Here is a 12,578-nt window from a genome sequence, read left to right on the forward strand (position 1 = left end):
TGCGGCCCGGGAAACGCTTCACCGCGAGCGCCGACGATCGGGCCCGTGTCGTAGCAGAGTCTGCCCCGCACTGCCGCCCGCCCGCCCGCCCCGGGACTCGTCCGCTCCCCCGAGGGCCCCGGTTGTTGCCCTGCCCCGCCTGGCACGCACGCCAAAGCGCCCGTCGGCACCTGGACACAGGCACCGCGCCCCGCCGCAACAGCGGGTGCGGGGCGCGGATTCCGTGCTGTCTCAGCTGGGCCGCACGGCCATCTTGTCGAGCGCTTCCAGCAGACCCGGCAGCTCCGGTCCGCGGCCGACCGGCAGCACCTCGCCGGGCTCCGCGTCGAGCAGCACGAACGCGATGTCGTCGGTCCGGGCGACCAGCGACCAGCCCGGACCGTCGGCACGCAGGGTCCGCGCGTCGCCCGAGGCGAAGGACGACCGGACCCGGCCGAGTGGCGGCGGAGTGTCCACGTACGCGCGCGCCTCGGCGAGCACCCGCCGGACCCCGCCATGCCTCGGTTGCCCGTCCACCTGCCCGCCCGCCGCGGCCGGAGCGTCCTCCTTCTCCGCGTCCTCGGAAGCCCTGTCCGCACTCGGGAAGGCGGCGTCGTCGATCTGTTCCCGCCACACCGCCCACTGCAGCGCGATCTCGTCGGCACCCAGGCGCCGCTGAGCCGGACCCCACGTACTGGTGTCCGGCGGCGCCAGCGGCGGGCCGTCCGCGACCTCGGGGTCGGGATCGTGCGGCGCGGGCACGCCGGGAGCCGCCACCGCGACCGCCAGGGGCCACCCCGGCAGCGCGGCCACGACCGAGCGCTCGTCCGGCGACAGGTCGTACTCCATCCCGCAGTCCCAGGACGCTATCGCGACGGCGACCAGAGACACGTCGTCGACCACGACCGTCCAGCGGGCGCCCTCACCGTCCTGGCCGAGCACCAGGCCGTATCCGTCGGCGAGCGGCGCGAGGCCGAGCGCCGCGCAGGCTTCCGGATAGTCGTCGCCCAGCACGCTCGGGAACTTCGCCGGCGTCAGAAGTACCGCCGTGAGCACATAGAGCGCATCGTCCGCGGCGGCGACGGCGTCCTCGTCCGTCCCGGCCATCCCAGCCTCCCCATCGATTCATCCGATCGCGCGCACCCTAGTGCGATCGGAAGCAGCTTGTCACGACTCACAAGCGCACCCGGAGCTGCAGTTTTCCGGCTGGACGGGGCGAATCGACCGCATCTGACGCGGCTCGTCAGGCCACCGGGAGCCCCAGCAGCGCGCGGGCCACCGTCCTCGGCGACTCGTCGCGCTCCCGCGCCAGCGCAATGACAGCACGGCACGCCAGCTCGTTGACCCCGAAGGACAGCGCCTCCGGGGACACCCAGCCCGCCGTCTCCTCGATCCGGTCCTGGTCGTCCTCCGCGCACGCCGAGACATACGCGGCCGCGGCTTCGAAAAGATTGTGTGTACGTTTGTCCCGGCCCTTGTCGATGTCCGCGCGAACGGCGTTGAGGAATCTCGCACAGGACTTGCGCACCCTGCCCAACATGCTGACCACCTTCCCCCTGCGTGGTTGCCCTGGCCGATCGTTCATCTCCTGCCATTCAACGTAGAGTTGGACCCCCGGCGGCAGAAGGGGGACGCTACGGTGAAGCGGTTCCAGCGGCTCGAACAGATCCGGCGGATGGACCCCCACAAGGACGCTTCCGAGATCTACCGGCTCTGCGCGGCCTTCGAGTTCCCGTGGGACTTCACCCGCTCCCTCGAATTGGCCCTGTACCGCACTTACGCCGTCCCCAGCATCGGGCGACTGCTCGCCGAGACGGAGGAACTCACCCGGCGGAGCCAGAAGCGCTACGACGACACCACCCTGCTCCTCGACGCCGTCGTGGAGCACGGTTTCGGCAGCCCGCAGGCCGACACGGCGATCCGCCGCATCAACCAGATGCACCGCAGCTATGACATCGCCAACGACGACATGCGCTACGTGCTGTGCACCTTCGTCGTGATGCCCAAGCGGTGGATCGATGCGTACGGATGGCGCCGGCTGTCGCGCCACGAGACCGTGGCCGCCGCCGTCCACTACCGCACCCTGGGCCGGCACATGGGCATCAGGGACATTCCCGAGTCCTACGAGGAGTTCGAGGCCTGCCTCGACGCCTACGAAGAGGCCCACTTCGACTGGGACGAGGACGCGCGCCGCGTCTCGGACGCCACCCTCGCGCTGATGGTCTCCTGGTACCCCCGCCCGCTCGCTCCCCTCCTGCGCATCTCGACCCTCGCCCTGCTCGACGACCACCTCCTGAGCGCCTTCCGCTACCCGCCCCCGAACGCTGCCACCCGTGCCCTGGTACGCGGCGCGGTGCGCGCGCGTGGACGCTTCGTGCGCCTCCTGCCGCCCCGGCGCGCCCCGCACTACGCGCGGCAGAACTGGGAGGTCAAGAGCTATCCGCGCGGCTACGAGCTGAACGAACTGGGCACCCATCCGGTTCCCGGCGTGCGGGGATGTCCCGTGCGGCGCGTGAACGGATCAGCCGTCGAGTGACCCGATCGTCTCCCGCAGCCAGGTGAGTTCGGCCCGGGACGTGGCGCGCGCGATGGTCAGCAGCCCGCGGCGGAAGGGGTCGTCCAGCTCCTCGGCACGCAGCGGCCGGTCACCCTCGTAGAAGAAGCTCGCCGGTTCCTCCAGGAAGGCCAGCCTGCGCCGGAGCACGGCCGCCTGCGCCGCCGGTTCGTCGAGGTGGCGCAGGAAGGCGAGCACGGTGAACCAGCGGTTCTCGTCGGTGATGTCGCGCCTGTCGGGCTGGGCGAGCCGCCGGCGGAACTCGCTTCTGCCCTCCTCGGTGAGCGTCAGGACATGACGCGGGGCGGCCACGGCGCCGGGTTCCGTGGTGCGTGCCAGCAGGCCCGCCTTCTCCAGGCGCTTGATCGCCGGGTACAGCGTGCTCTCGGCGACGGGTTTCACATGACCCGTCAGTGCAGTGATGCGTTTGCGCAGTTCGTAGCCGTGCAGTGGGGCGTCGTACAGGAATCCGAGGATGGACAGCTCCAGCATGCCCGCATTCTCGCTCACGGGCGCTGTACATCGCCAGCTGTATATATCGGCTTCGCTATACCTCGATGGCGAGGTATCTTTTCGGGTGAGTCGAGAGTGACCGTGGCGCATCGGGGAGGACGCAATGAAGCAGGCCGAGTTCGACGGCAAAGGAAGCTGCATCCGCTGGACGGAGACGCCGGGCGAGGAACCCGCGCGCGTGTATGTGCACGGCCTGGGCGCGATGTCGGCCGTGTACCACGCGCACATCGCGGCCCGGCCCGAGCTCGTCGGCCGGCGCAGCCTGTTCGTCGATCTGCCCGGCCACGGCATCAGCGACCGCCCGGAACACTTCGGTTACACCCTCCAGGAGCACGCCGACGCACTGGCCGCCGCCCTGGACGCGGCGGGCCTGACAGGGGTCGAGCTGGTGGCGCACAGCATGGGCGGTGCCGTCGCCATCGTGCTCGCCCATCGGCGCCCGGACCTGGTCTCCCGGCTGGTCCTCACGGAGGCCAACCTCGATGCCTTCCCGCCGCCCACCGCGGGCAGCAGCGGCATCGCCGCCCATGAGGAGGACGCGTTCGTCGACGGCGCCCACGCGCGCGTACTGGCGAACGTCGGCCCCCTCTGGGCGGCGACCATGCGGCTGGCCGACCCCCGCGCACTGCACCGCTCGGCCGTCGGCCTGCGGCGCGGCTCCGAGCCCGTCATGCGCAGCATCCTCGAACAGCTGCCGATCGAGCGCGTCTACCTGCAGGGCGAGCTCAGCGGTGAACTCGCGGGCAGGCAGACCCTGGAGGCGGCGGGGGTACGGGTGGTGACGGTGGCAGGCGCGGGCCACAACGTCATGTTCGACAACCCCGACGCCTTCGCAGCGGCCGTCGCGGGCCGGTGCTGAGACTCAGCCTTCCCGCACGGCGAGCGCCAGGAAACGGGCGTCCTCGTCGACGTAGGAGGTCATGCGCCAGCCCGAACCGGCCAGCAGCTGACGGAGGTTGGGTTCCGCGCGCAGGTCGTCCGGAGTGATCTCGCGGCCTTGGCGTGCCGCCAGGGCCGCCCGGCCGATGGGGTGGAACAGCGCCAGTGTGCCGCCGGGACGAACGACGCGGGCCAACTCCTCCAGATTCTCGGACGGTTGGGGCAGATGAGCGATCAGCCCGGCGGCGAACACGGCGTCGAGCGCCTCGGACCGCAGCGGCAGCGCGGCGACGTCGGCGAGCAGCAGGTGCCCCTCATGGCCCCTTCCGGCCCTTGCGGCGGCCTGGAGCATGGCGGGGGTGAGATCGGCCCCGACGACCACTCCCGAGGGCCCCACGGCGGCGCGCAGCGGCGTCAGGGCCCGCCCGGTGCCGCACCCCGCGTCGAGCACCCGGTCGCCCTCGTGCAGTCCGAGCTCGGCGACCGCGGCGGCGTAGGCGGGAGCGTCGTCGGGGAACCGGCTGTCCCAGTCGGCGGCGCGGGCGCCGAAGAATTCCTGGACATGTGTGTGGTCGTCGCTCATCTTCCGCATGATTCCTCACCGACACGGATGACGCCGCTGTGCACACGTTCGAGCAGGGCGCGATCGTTCAGATACCTCTCTGTGTCATATTCCAACAGCTTTCGAAATGCGCGCCCTTTGTGCGCCCCGGTCAGGACTAGCGTCCCGGGGCCATGGGACATCTGGACCACGCCACCTTCGGCTGGCTTACCCCCGTGCTGTCGTATGTGATGGCCTGTATAGGCGCCGCGCTGGGACTGCGGTGCACGGTCCGCGCGCTCGGCGCCAGCGGGCGCTCGCGCCGCAACTGGCTGATCACCGCGGCCTCCGCGATCGGCACCGGCATCTGGACCATGCACTTCGTGGCCATGCTCGGCTTCGGCGTCAGCGGCACCGACATCCGCTATGACGTGCCGCTCACCATCGTGAGCCTGCTCGTCGCCATGATCGTGGTCTGGGCCGGCGTCTTCGCCGTCGGCTACAGCCGTGACCGCACCCGCGCGCTCTTCCTCGGCGGACTCACCACCGGTCTCGGCGTCGCGAGCATGCACTATCTGGGCATGGCCGCGGTGCGGCTGCACGGCAAGGTCAGCTACGACCCGGCGCTCGTCGCGCTCTCCGTCCTGATCGCCGTGGTCGCGGCGACGGCGGCCCTGTGGGCGGGGCTCAACATCAAGTCGCCCATTGCCGTCACGGTCGCCTCCCTGATCATGGGCGCCGCGGTGACCAGCATGCACTACACCGCGATGTTCGCGGTACGCGTCCATGTCACACCTTCCGGCCAGGTCCTGCCCGGGGCCACGGCGATGCAGTTCATCTTCCCCCTCGCCGTCGGCCTCGGCTCCTACCTGTTCCTGACCTCGGCCTTCGTCGCGCTGTCGCCGACGACCGGGGAGCGCGAGGCATCCGCCTCGGCCCAGCGGCCGGTCGAGAGCGCCGCCGCCCACTAGCGACGGCCCGGCCCGCCCCCGTACCACTCCCGAGCGAGGAGGCCATGCGTACACCCCGTAGGACCCCCAGCCCCAGCCTCGAGGCGCCCCCGCCTCCCGTGCGCGGCCGTCGCGCCCACGCCGGCCCGCCCGCCGACGAGGTCCCGGACGAGCCCGCGGGCGCGGCGCCGGTCGATGCACCCGCGCCCCGGAGCCGCTGGCGGATACGGCCGCGCACCGTCCGCGCCAAGATCGTGTGCTTGCTGATGGTTCCGGTCGTGTCGCTGCTCGCCCTGTGGGCGTACGCCACCGTCAGCACCGCCCAGGACGTCGCCCGGCTACGGCAGTTGCAGCGCGTCGACGCCCAGATCCGCACCCCCGTCGCCACGGCCGTCGCCGCACTGCAGGCCGAGCGTTCGGCCGCCGTGAGCGCCGCTACCGCCCGCTCGGCCGGACGGAGCGACGACTACGAGAAGCTCTCGGACCGCACCGACCAGGCCGTGGCAGGGCTGCGGCTCGGGAGCCACAACACCGTCGCCGACAGCGAGGAACTGCCCGCCGGCGTGGCCCAGCGGCTCAAGGCCTTCGTCGCCGGCGTCGAACAACTGCGCTCCCTGCGCACCGCGGTGCTCGACCGCCGCGCGAACTGGTCCATGACGTACGGGCAGTACACCAAGACCATCAACAGCGCCTTCGCGGTGGGCGGCGCGCTCACCGGCATCCAGGACGCCGATCTGGGCTCCGACGCGCGCGTGCTGCTCGAATTCTCCCGTGCCGGCGAGGCGTTGGCCCAGGAGGACTCGGTGCTCTCGGGTGCCCGTCTGACCCGTGGACTCAGCGGCGAGCGGCTGCGGCTGTTCACCGGCGCCGTCGACACCCGCCGCACGCTCACCGAGGCCGCCGTCGCCGACCTGAGCGGCCCCGAGCGCACCGCCTGGCGCACCCTCGCCGAGGGCGATGACTACGCCGCCCTGGGCCGCACGGAGGACCGGATCCTCACCGCCGCCCCGGGCGGGCGTGCGATCGCCGCCGCACCCGAAGCCACCTGGAACACCGCGCACGCGCGCGTGCAGGACGGCATGCGGACCATCGAACAGGACGCCGGGAGCAGCGTCGCGCACCGCGCCGACCCGTTCACCCGCGGCCTGCTCACGCCCGCGGGTGCCGCGGTGCTCCTCGGCCTTGCCGCGGTGGCCGCCTCGCTCGTCATCTCGGTCCGCATCGGACGCGGCCTCGTCGTCGAACTGGTCAGCCTGCGCAACAGCGCCCTGGAGATCGCCCGCCGCAACCTCCCCGAGGCCATGCGGAAGCTGCGTGCCGGCGAGGAGATCGACATCCAGGCCGAGGCCCCGCCGGGACCGCCCGCCGAGGACGAGACCGGCCAGGTCGCCGAGGCCCTCGGCACGGTCCACCGCGCCGCCCTGCGCGCCGCCGTCGAGCGCGCCGAACTCGCCAGCGGCATCTCCGGGGTCTTCGTCAACCTCGCCCGCCGCAGCCAGGTCCTCGTCCACCGCCAACTGAGCCTCCTCGACAGCATGGAGCGCCGCTCCGACGACCCGAACGAGCTCAGCGACCTCTTCCGCCTCGACCACCTCACCACCCGCATGCGGCGCCACGCCGAGAGCCTGATCATCCTCTCCGGAGCGGCGCCCGGCCGGGCCTGGCGGATGCCGGTCTCGCTGACCAACGTGGTGCGCGCGGCCGTGTCCGAAGTCGAGGACTACGCGCGCGTGGAGGTGCGCCAGCTCCCCGAAGCGGCCGTCGTCGGCTCGGCCGTCGCCGACCTCACCCACCTTCTGGCCGAGGTCGTCGAGAACGCGGCCCAGTTCTCGCCACCCCACACGCGCGTGCGCATCACCGGCGAACCCGTCGGCAATGGCTACGTGATCGAGGTCGAGGACCGAGGCCTGGGCATGGGCGTGGAGACCCTCACCGAGGCCAACCGCCGCATCGAACAGTCCGAGGCCCTGGACCTCTTCGACAGTGACCGGCTCGGCCTCTTCGTGGTCAGCAGGCTCGCGGCCCGCCACGGCATCAAGGTGCACCTGCGCACCTCCCCCTACGGTGGTACCACCGCGGTCGTCCTGCTGCCCACCGCCCTGCTGCACGGCGGCGCGGCGGAACGTTCCCCCGGCAAGGCAGCGGACCCTCAGCGGCCGACGGAACGCGAGTACGCGCGCGTGGCCGGAGGCGCCCCGCTCCAGGACTCCGTCCCGGCGACGACCGAGCGGCCCGCCCTGGTGGCCCACGCACCGGCCGCGGTGGACACGACGCCCGACACCCCACCCCCCGGAGTCACCACCTTGCGCCTGCACCGTCCCCCGGAGGACACCGAAGACTCCGACGACCTGCCCCGCCGCGTACGCCAGGCAAGTCTCGCCCCCCAACTGCGCGAACAGCGCCCCGAGGAGCCCGTCCACCCGCCGGCCTCCGCCCGGGACGACCGGCGCACCCCCGAGATCGTGCGGGACCGCATGGCCGCCTACCGCGACGGCTGGAAACGCGGCGGCGGCAGGCAACCCGGCCGCGGTGTGGGACCGGACCCCACACCGCGCAGCGACAGCAGCGAAGGAGACCGCGCATGATCCAGGACCCGAGCACCGGGGCCGACCGGCGATCCGGTGAACTCGACTGGCTGCTGGACGACTTGGTGCTGCGTGTGCGCGAGGTACGGCACGCCGTGGTGCTCTCCAACGACGGACTCGCCGTGGGCGCCTCGTCCGACCTGCGCCGCGAGGACGCGGAACACCTCGCCGCCGTGGCCTCCGGCTTCCACAGCCTGGCCAAGGGCGCGGGACGGCACTTCGGCGCCGGGGGCGTGCGCCAGACCATGGTGGAGATGGACGACGGCTTCCTGTTCGTGGCCGCCGCGGGCGACGGCTCCTGCCTCGCCGTACTCACCGCCGTCACCGCCGACATCGGCCTGGTCGCCTACGAGATGGCACGACTGGTCAAACGGGTCGGCGAGCACCTGTACACGCCGACCCGTGTCGCCGCGCGGCCGCCGGCCGCCCGATGAGACACGAGGGTGGCGCGCGCACATGAACGCGGACAGCACCGGCACCCCGCCCGAGCCGGGCAGCCAGTGGTACGACGGCGAGGCCGGCCCCCTCGTCCGCCCGTACGCCATGACGGGCGGACGCACCAGGCCCGGCCCCACCGGGGTCCGCTTCGACCTGATCGCCCTGGTCACCCTGGACACGGGCGCACCCGGCGTCGACGACGACATCGGGCTCGGTCCGGAACACCGGGCCCTGATCGACCTGTGCCGCACCGAGACCCAGTCGGTCGCCGAACTCGCCGCGGGCGCCGACCTGCCCGTGGGTGTGGTCCGGGTGCTCCTGGGCGACCTGCTGGAACTCGGCTGCGTCACCGTCAGCCGTCCCGTACCGCCCGCGCAGCTTCCTGACGAACGGATTCTGCGCGAGGTGATCGAAGGGCTACGGGCGCTGTAGATGAAAGTTCACCACCACCTGGTCCCGTACGGGGCAACCCGGTACTCCCGAGAGAAGTGATCGATGGTCTCCGAGCACTCCGACGCGCAGGACGGCGAGACGGCCGCACTGGCGTTGAAGATCCTGGTCGCCGGCGGATTCGGCGTGGGCAAGACCACCCTGGTGGGCGCGGTCAGCGAGATCAGGCCGCTGCGCACCGAGGAACTCCTCAGCGAGGCAGGACAGTTGGTGGACGACACCGACGGTGTGGACCAGAAGGTCACCACGACCGTCGCCATGGACTTCGGACGCATCACCATCAGGTCCGGCCTCTCCCTGTACCTCTTCGGCACACCGGGCCAGGACCGTTTCTGGTTCCTGTGGGACGAACTGTCGCAAGGAGCCCTGGGCGCAGTGGTCCTCGCCGACACCCGGCGCCTCGAGGACTGCTTCCCGGCGGTGGACTACTTCGAGCACCGGCACATCCCGTTCGTGGTCGCCGTCAACTGCTTCACGGGCGCCCGCACCTACGGCGCCCAGGACGTCTCACGCGCCCTCGACCTCGACCGGGGAACACCGGTCGTGCTGTGCGACGCCCGTGACCGCGACTCGGGGAAGGAAGTGCTGATCCGGCTCGTCGAGTACGCCGGGCGGATGCACACCGCCCGGCTGCTCGACTCGGTCGGCTGACGGACACCCTGGCGGGGGCCGCGCTCAGCTCGCGACGGCCTTCTCCGCCAGCACCTTGTCGATCGTGACACGGACGAGGAGTTCCCCCGGCACCCCGTTGCGGGCCCCGAACTCCTCGGCACGCTCCTCACCCATGTAGCGCGCGCCGATGCGGGCGGCCCACTGTCTGAGCGCGTCGAGGTCCTCCGAAATCCGGGCACGGCCCTGCAGGACGACGAAGTCGAAGGGCGGCCGGTCGTCGTCCACGCACAGCGCGACCCGGCCGTCACGCACGACATTGCGCCCCTTCACGCTCGTGCTCGCGGTGTTGAACACCACGTCGTCTCCGTCGAGTACGAACCAGATCGGGGTCACATGCGGACTGCCGTCGGCCCGGACGGTCGCCAGCTTTCCGGTGCGGGTGCCGTGCGAGACGAAGTCCCGCCATTCCTTGTCAGTCATCTTCTGCGCCATGCCCCTATCCTCCTTGCCCGCGCCGCGGTCGTGGTGAAGGCTGGCCTGGAGATCCTCCGGCCAGGGGGGAGTCATCACGCGGGGAGACCGGATCATGGTGCAGAACCAGGGACTTGGCTGGCTGTTGGACGACCTGACCGAGCGCGTCGAACATGTGCGGCACGCACTGGTCCTGTCCAACGACGGCCTGGTGACGGGAGCGAGTACGGGACTGCGGCGCGAGGACGCCGAGCATCTCGCCGCCGTCTCGTCCGGACTGCACAGCCTGGCCAAGGGCTCGGGACGCCACTTCGGCGCGGGCCGAGTGCGCCAGACGATGGTCGAGTTCGACGACGCGGTGCTGTTCGTGACCGCCGCCGGCACCAGCAGCTGTCTGTGCGTGCTCAGCGGTGCGGAGGCCGACATCGGCCAGATCGCCTACGAGATGACCCTGCTCGTCAACCGGGTCGGCGAACACCTCGGCGTGGAGACCAGGCAGCCCGAGCGAACCCCAACCACAGAGACCTGACCTGCACATTTGCCCTCTCCCGTGGAGTTATCCACAGGCTCGCCACGAGATCCGCCGAAGCGGCTACGGTTTTTTCCGAGGCCGCGCGAACGGCGCGAGCCACAGACTCCACGGGGGAGACCGGCCATGTCAGGCAACACCGTCGCACAACCGCACAGCACGTCCTGCACGCCGAGCCGCGCGGCACGCGAACTGGGCCTGAGGCGGGGCGAGTTCGACCTCGCCGTGGACCTCGGGTGCATCCGCACGGTGCCCGACGAAGGGGGCGGGGGCCGACGGGTCACCCGCACCGAGATCGACCGACTGCACGCCGAGGAAGGATTCCCCGAGGCCCTGAAACAGCGGGTCGAAACCGTGGGCACGAAGGAAGGAGCGGAGCTTCTCCAGGTGACGCCCGGCAAGTTCACGCGGCTGGCCCGGCTCGGGGTGGTCACGCCCGTGAAGTTCTACCTGAACCGGTACCGGGCCGTGGTCTGGCTCTATCTGGCCGAGGAGCTACGGCAGTTCGCGGCCGACGAGAACAACGCGCCGCTGCTGCAGGGCCGAACGCCCTCCGGAGCGCGGGAGCAGCTCATGGAGGGGCTGGATCTGAGGCCCCGCAACTGGCGCTCGCGACACCTCGGATTCCTGCTGCGGCGGGCCGACAACCATCCCTGGGCCTGCGCCGCGGCCGTGGCCTCCCTCCTCGACGCCGTCCAGATTGCGGAAATCGTCCAGGACCCCTACGAGCGGGTCCATTTGAACCGGTTCCGGCCCCGGCCGCAGGCGCACGGCGCGCCGGGCTCGCCCGCCGCGCACCTGGCCGAGAGCCTCACCATGGCGGAGGACCCGGACGAGATCGACTGGCTGCGGGCGGATCTCGCACAGGCAGTCAGCCATGCGCGCGTACTCCAGCCCGCGCCGCGCCCGACTACCCGGCCGAGGCCGGCGGAAGCACGGGACCAGAAACGACCCACACCGTCGACGGCTGCGGAACACGACCCGCCCGTGCCGTGGACGGCTGCGGAACACGACCCGCTCGCGCCCTCCGCGGCAGTGGCACAGGACTCGCCCGTGCCCTCGACGGCCGCGGCGCCCGCCCGGGCCATGCCCTGCACGGCCGTGGACAAAGCCCCGCCCGTCCCCGAGGATTCGGGACGCCCACACGGTCTGCTGGGCTGGCTGCGCCGCAGAACTCCGTGAGCTAGAGCGCCCGGAACAGACCTTCCTGGACCACCGACACCAGCAGCCGGCCCTCGACGTCATAGATCCGCCCGCGTGCCAGGCCCCGGCCGCCCGTCGCGATCGGTGACTCCTGGTCGTAGAGGAACCACTCGTCCGCGCGGAACGGCCGGTGGAACCACATGGCGTGATCCAGCGAGGCGATGTCGAAGCTCCGCGGGCCCCACAGGGGTTCGACCGGAATGCGGACGGCGTCCAGGAGGGTCATGTCGCTGGCGTAGGTCAGCGCGCAGGTGTGCACGACCGGGTCGTCGCCCAGCGGCCCGACCGCGCGCATCCACACCGCGCTGCGCGGCTCGGCGTCCTTGGCCTCCGCCACGGTCCAGCGCAGCCGGTCCACATAGCGGATGTCGAACGGCTGACGGCGCGCCATCCGCTCGTAGTGCTCGGGCAGCGCACCGAGATGCTCCCGGATCTCCTCGGTGACCGTCGGCAGGGACTCCGGGTCCGGGACCTTGCGGGCCGGCGGCAGCTGGTGCTCGAAGGACCCTTCCTCAGGCTTGTGAAAGGAGGCGGTGAGATTGAAGATCGTGCGGCCCTGCTGCACGGCGGTGACCCGGCGGGTGGTGAACGACCGGCCGTCCCGCACCCGTTCGACCTGGTACACGATCGGCACACCCGGCCGGCCCGGGCGCAGGAAGTACGCGTGCAGCGAGTGCACCGGACGCTCGCCGTCCGTGGTGCGGGCGGCGGCGACCAGCGCCTGGCCCGCCACCTGGCCGCCGAAGACCCGCTGCAGGGACTCCTGCGGACTCAGGCCGCGGAAGATGTTGACCTCGATCTGCTCCAGGTCGAGCAGGTCGACCAGTCTCTCGGCCGGGTTCGTCATGCGTGGGATTCTCCTTGGCTCACGACG

At 71.6% G+C, this 12,578-nt stretch carries 15 protein-coding genes; 9 read left to right on the forward strand and 6 right to left on the reverse strand.

The genetic code is table 11. The features are described from left to right. Nucleotides 1-231 precede the first annotated feature (231 nt). Both ACFY1U_RS19280 and ACFY1U_RS19285 read right to left on the reverse strand, forming a co-directional pair. Complete coding sequence (locus tag ACFY1U_RS19280) at nucleotides 232-1,086, reverse strand: hypothetical protein (RefSeq protein ID WP_390695308.1); 855 nt, start codon at nucleotides 1,084-1,086, stop codon at nucleotides 232-234. A gap of 136 nt (nucleotides 1,087-1,222) precedes the next feature. Beyond that, the gene (locus ACFY1U_RS19285; RefSeq protein WP_390695309.1) at nucleotides 1,223-1,519 is read right to left on the reverse strand and encodes a hypothetical protein; all 297 of its coding nucleotides are present in this window, start codon (nucleotides 1,517-1,519) and stop codon (nucleotides 1,223-1,225) included. 99 nt (nucleotides 1,520-1,618) lie between these two features. Between ACFY1U_RS19285 and ACFY1U_RS19290 the strand changes: the two genes are divergently transcribed. Next, complete coding sequence (locus ACFY1U_RS19290) at nucleotides 1,619-2,515, forward strand: oxygenase MpaB family protein (protein ID WP_390695310.1); 897 nt, start codon at nucleotides 1,619-1,621, stop codon at nucleotides 2,513-2,515. On the opposite strand, the gene ACFY1U_RS19295 is transcribed toward ACFY1U_RS19290, so the two are convergent. Further along, nucleotides 2,501-3,025, reverse strand: a complete 525-nt coding sequence (locus ACFY1U_RS19295) for a PadR family transcriptional regulator (RefSeq protein WP_390695856.1) — start codon at nucleotides 3,023-3,025, stop codon at nucleotides 2,501-2,503. The genes ACFY1U_RS19290 and ACFY1U_RS19295 overlap by 15 nt on opposite strands. A 124-nt stretch (nucleotides 3,026-3,149) precedes the next feature. Between ACFY1U_RS19295 and ACFY1U_RS19300 the strand changes: the two genes are divergently transcribed. Next, nucleotides 3,150-3,905, forward strand: a complete 756-nt coding sequence (locus ACFY1U_RS19300) for an alpha/beta fold hydrolase (RefSeq protein WP_390695311.1) — start codon at nucleotides 3,150-3,152, stop codon at nucleotides 3,903-3,905. Between the two features lie 3 nt (nucleotides 3,906-3,908). Here ACFY1U_RS19300 and ACFY1U_RS19305 read toward each other — a convergent pair whose 3' ends face one another. Next, nucleotides 3,909-4,508: a class I SAM-dependent methyltransferase gene (locus tag ACFY1U_RS19305; protein WP_390695312.1), complete on the reverse strand. Its 600-nt coding sequence runs from the start codon at nucleotides 4,506-4,508 to the stop codon at nucleotides 3,909-3,911. A 152-nt stretch (nucleotides 4,509-4,660) separates the two neighbouring features. Here ACFY1U_RS19305 and ACFY1U_RS19310 point away from each other — a divergent pair, with 152 nt between their 5' ends. From ACFY1U_RS19310 to ACFY1U_RS19330, 5 genes are all read left to right on the forward strand, one after another. Continuing rightward, nucleotides 4,661-5,437, forward strand: a complete 777-nt coding sequence (locus ACFY1U_RS19310; protein ID WP_390695313.1) for an MHYT domain-containing protein — start codon at nucleotides 4,661-4,663, stop codon at nucleotides 5,435-5,437. Nucleotides 5,438-5,481: 44 nt separating this feature from the next. Then, the gene (locus tag ACFY1U_RS19315) at nucleotides 5,482-8,001 is read left to right on the forward strand and encodes a nitrate- and nitrite sensing domain-containing protein (protein ID WP_390695314.1); all 2,520 of its coding nucleotides are present in this window, start codon (nucleotides 5,482-5,484) and stop codon (nucleotides 7,999-8,001) included. Further along, entirely contained in the window at nucleotides 7,998-8,435 is a 438-nt protein-coding gene (locus ACFY1U_RS19320) for a roadblock/LC7 domain-containing protein (protein WP_390695315.1), read from the forward strand. The genes ACFY1U_RS19315 and ACFY1U_RS19320 overlap by 4 nt, the downstream gene beginning before the upstream one ends. A gap of 22 nt (nucleotides 8,436-8,457) precedes the next feature. Next, complete coding sequence (locus ACFY1U_RS19325; RefSeq protein WP_351483353.1) at nucleotides 8,458-8,871, forward strand: DUF742 domain-containing protein; 414 nt, start codon at nucleotides 8,458-8,460, stop codon at nucleotides 8,869-8,871. Nucleotides 8,872-8,934: 63 nt separating this feature from the next. Next, the gene (locus ACFY1U_RS19330; RefSeq protein WP_115914234.1) at nucleotides 8,935-9,540 is read left to right on the forward strand and encodes an ATP/GTP-binding protein; all 606 of its coding nucleotides are present in this window, start codon (nucleotides 8,935-8,937) and stop codon (nucleotides 9,538-9,540) included. A 24-nt stretch (nucleotides 9,541-9,564) separates the two neighbouring features. Here the strand turns inward: ACFY1U_RS19330 and ACFY1U_RS19335 are convergent, their stop codons facing one another. Further along, nucleotides 9,565-9,993, reverse strand: a complete 429-nt coding sequence (locus ACFY1U_RS19335; protein ID WP_390695316.1) for a PPOX class F420-dependent oxidoreductase — start codon at nucleotides 9,991-9,993, stop codon at nucleotides 9,565-9,567. Nucleotides 9,994-10,087: 94 nt separating this feature from the next. On the opposite strand from ACFY1U_RS19335, the gene ACFY1U_RS19340 reads away from it, so the two are divergent. Both ACFY1U_RS19340 and ACFY1U_RS19345 read left to right on the forward strand, forming a co-directional pair. Continuing rightward, the gene (locus ACFY1U_RS19340) at nucleotides 10,088-10,501 is read left to right on the forward strand and encodes a roadblock/LC7 domain-containing protein (protein ID WP_390695317.1); all 414 of its coding nucleotides are present in this window, start codon (nucleotides 10,088-10,090) and stop codon (nucleotides 10,499-10,501) included. Between the two features lie 126 nt (nucleotides 10,502-10,627). Next, nucleotides 10,628-11,683 carry a DUF6397 family protein gene (locus ACFY1U_RS19345; RefSeq protein WP_390695318.1) on the forward strand — a complete coding sequence of 352 codons (1,056 nt, stop codon included), beginning with the start codon at nucleotides 10,628-10,630 and terminating at the stop codon, nucleotides 11,681-11,683. A gap of 1 nt (nucleotide 11,684) precedes the next feature. On the opposite strand, the gene ACFY1U_RS19350 is transcribed toward ACFY1U_RS19345, so the two are convergent. Further along, the gene (locus ACFY1U_RS19350; RefSeq protein ID WP_390695319.1) at nucleotides 11,685-12,551 is read right to left on the reverse strand and encodes an acyl-CoA thioesterase; all 867 of its coding nucleotides are present in this window, start codon (nucleotides 12,549-12,551) and stop codon (nucleotides 11,685-11,687) included. Nucleotides 12,552-12,578 lie beyond the last annotated feature (27 nt).

The sequence above is a fragment of the Streptomyces sp. NPDC001351 genome, from assembly GCF_042896045.1.
Classification (GTDB): Bacteria; Actinomycetota; Actinomycetes; order Streptomycetales; family Streptomycetaceae; genus Streptomyces.

Excerpts from the sequence above, each read along its gene's own strand:
- ACFY1U_RS19350 (WP_390695319.1), bottom strand. The coding sequence starts at position 12,551 with ATGACGAACCCGGCCGAGAGACTGGTCGACCTGCTCGACCTGGAGCAG.
- ACFY1U_RS19335 (WP_390695316.1), bottom strand. The coding sequence starts at position 9,993 with ATGGCGCAGAAGATGACTGACAAGGAATGGCGGGACTTCGTCTCGCAC.
- ACFY1U_RS19300 (WP_390695311.1), top strand. The coding sequence starts at position 3,150 with ATGAAGCAGGCCGAGTTCGACGGCAAAGGAAGCTGCATCCGCTGGACG.
- ACFY1U_RS19325 (WP_351483353.1), top strand. The coding sequence starts at position 8,458 with ATGAACGCGGACAGCACCGGCACCCCGCCCGAGCCGGGCAGCCAGTGG.
- ACFY1U_RS19315 (WP_390695314.1), top strand. The coding sequence starts at position 5,482 with ATGCGTACACCCCGTAGGACCCCCAGCCCCAGCCTCGAGGCGCCCCCG.
- ACFY1U_RS19345 (WP_390695318.1), top strand. The coding sequence starts at position 10,628 with ATGTCAGGCAACACCGTCGCACAACCGCACAGCACGTCCTGCACGCCG.
- ACFY1U_RS19280 (WP_390695308.1), bottom strand. The coding sequence starts at position 1,086 with ATGGCCGGGACGGACGAGGACGCCGTCGCCGCCGCGGACGATGCGCTC.
- ACFY1U_RS19305 (WP_390695312.1), bottom strand. The coding sequence starts at position 4,508 with ATGAGCGACGACCACACACATGTCCAGGAATTCTTCGGCGCCCGCGCC.
- ACFY1U_RS19330 (WP_115914234.1), top strand. The coding sequence starts at position 8,935 with ATGGTCTCCGAGCACTCCGACGCGCAGGACGGCGAGACGGCCGCACTG.
- ACFY1U_RS19285 (WP_390695309.1), bottom strand. The coding sequence starts at position 1,519 with ATGTTGGGCAGGGTGCGCAAGTCCTGTGCGAGATTCCTCAACGCCGTT.
- ACFY1U_RS19310 (WP_390695313.1), top strand. The coding sequence starts at position 4,661 with ATGGGACATCTGGACCACGCCACCTTCGGCTGGCTTACCCCCGTGCTG.
- ACFY1U_RS19320 (WP_390695315.1), top strand. The coding sequence starts at position 7,998 with ATGATCCAGGACCCGAGCACCGGGGCCGACCGGCGATCCGGTGAACTC.
- ACFY1U_RS19340 (WP_390695317.1), top strand. The coding sequence starts at position 10,088 with ATGGTGCAGAACCAGGGACTTGGCTGGCTGTTGGACGACCTGACCGAG.
- ACFY1U_RS19295 (WP_390695856.1), bottom strand. The coding sequence starts at position 3,025 with ATGCTGGAGCTGTCCATCCTCGGATTCCTGTACGACGCCCCACTGCAC.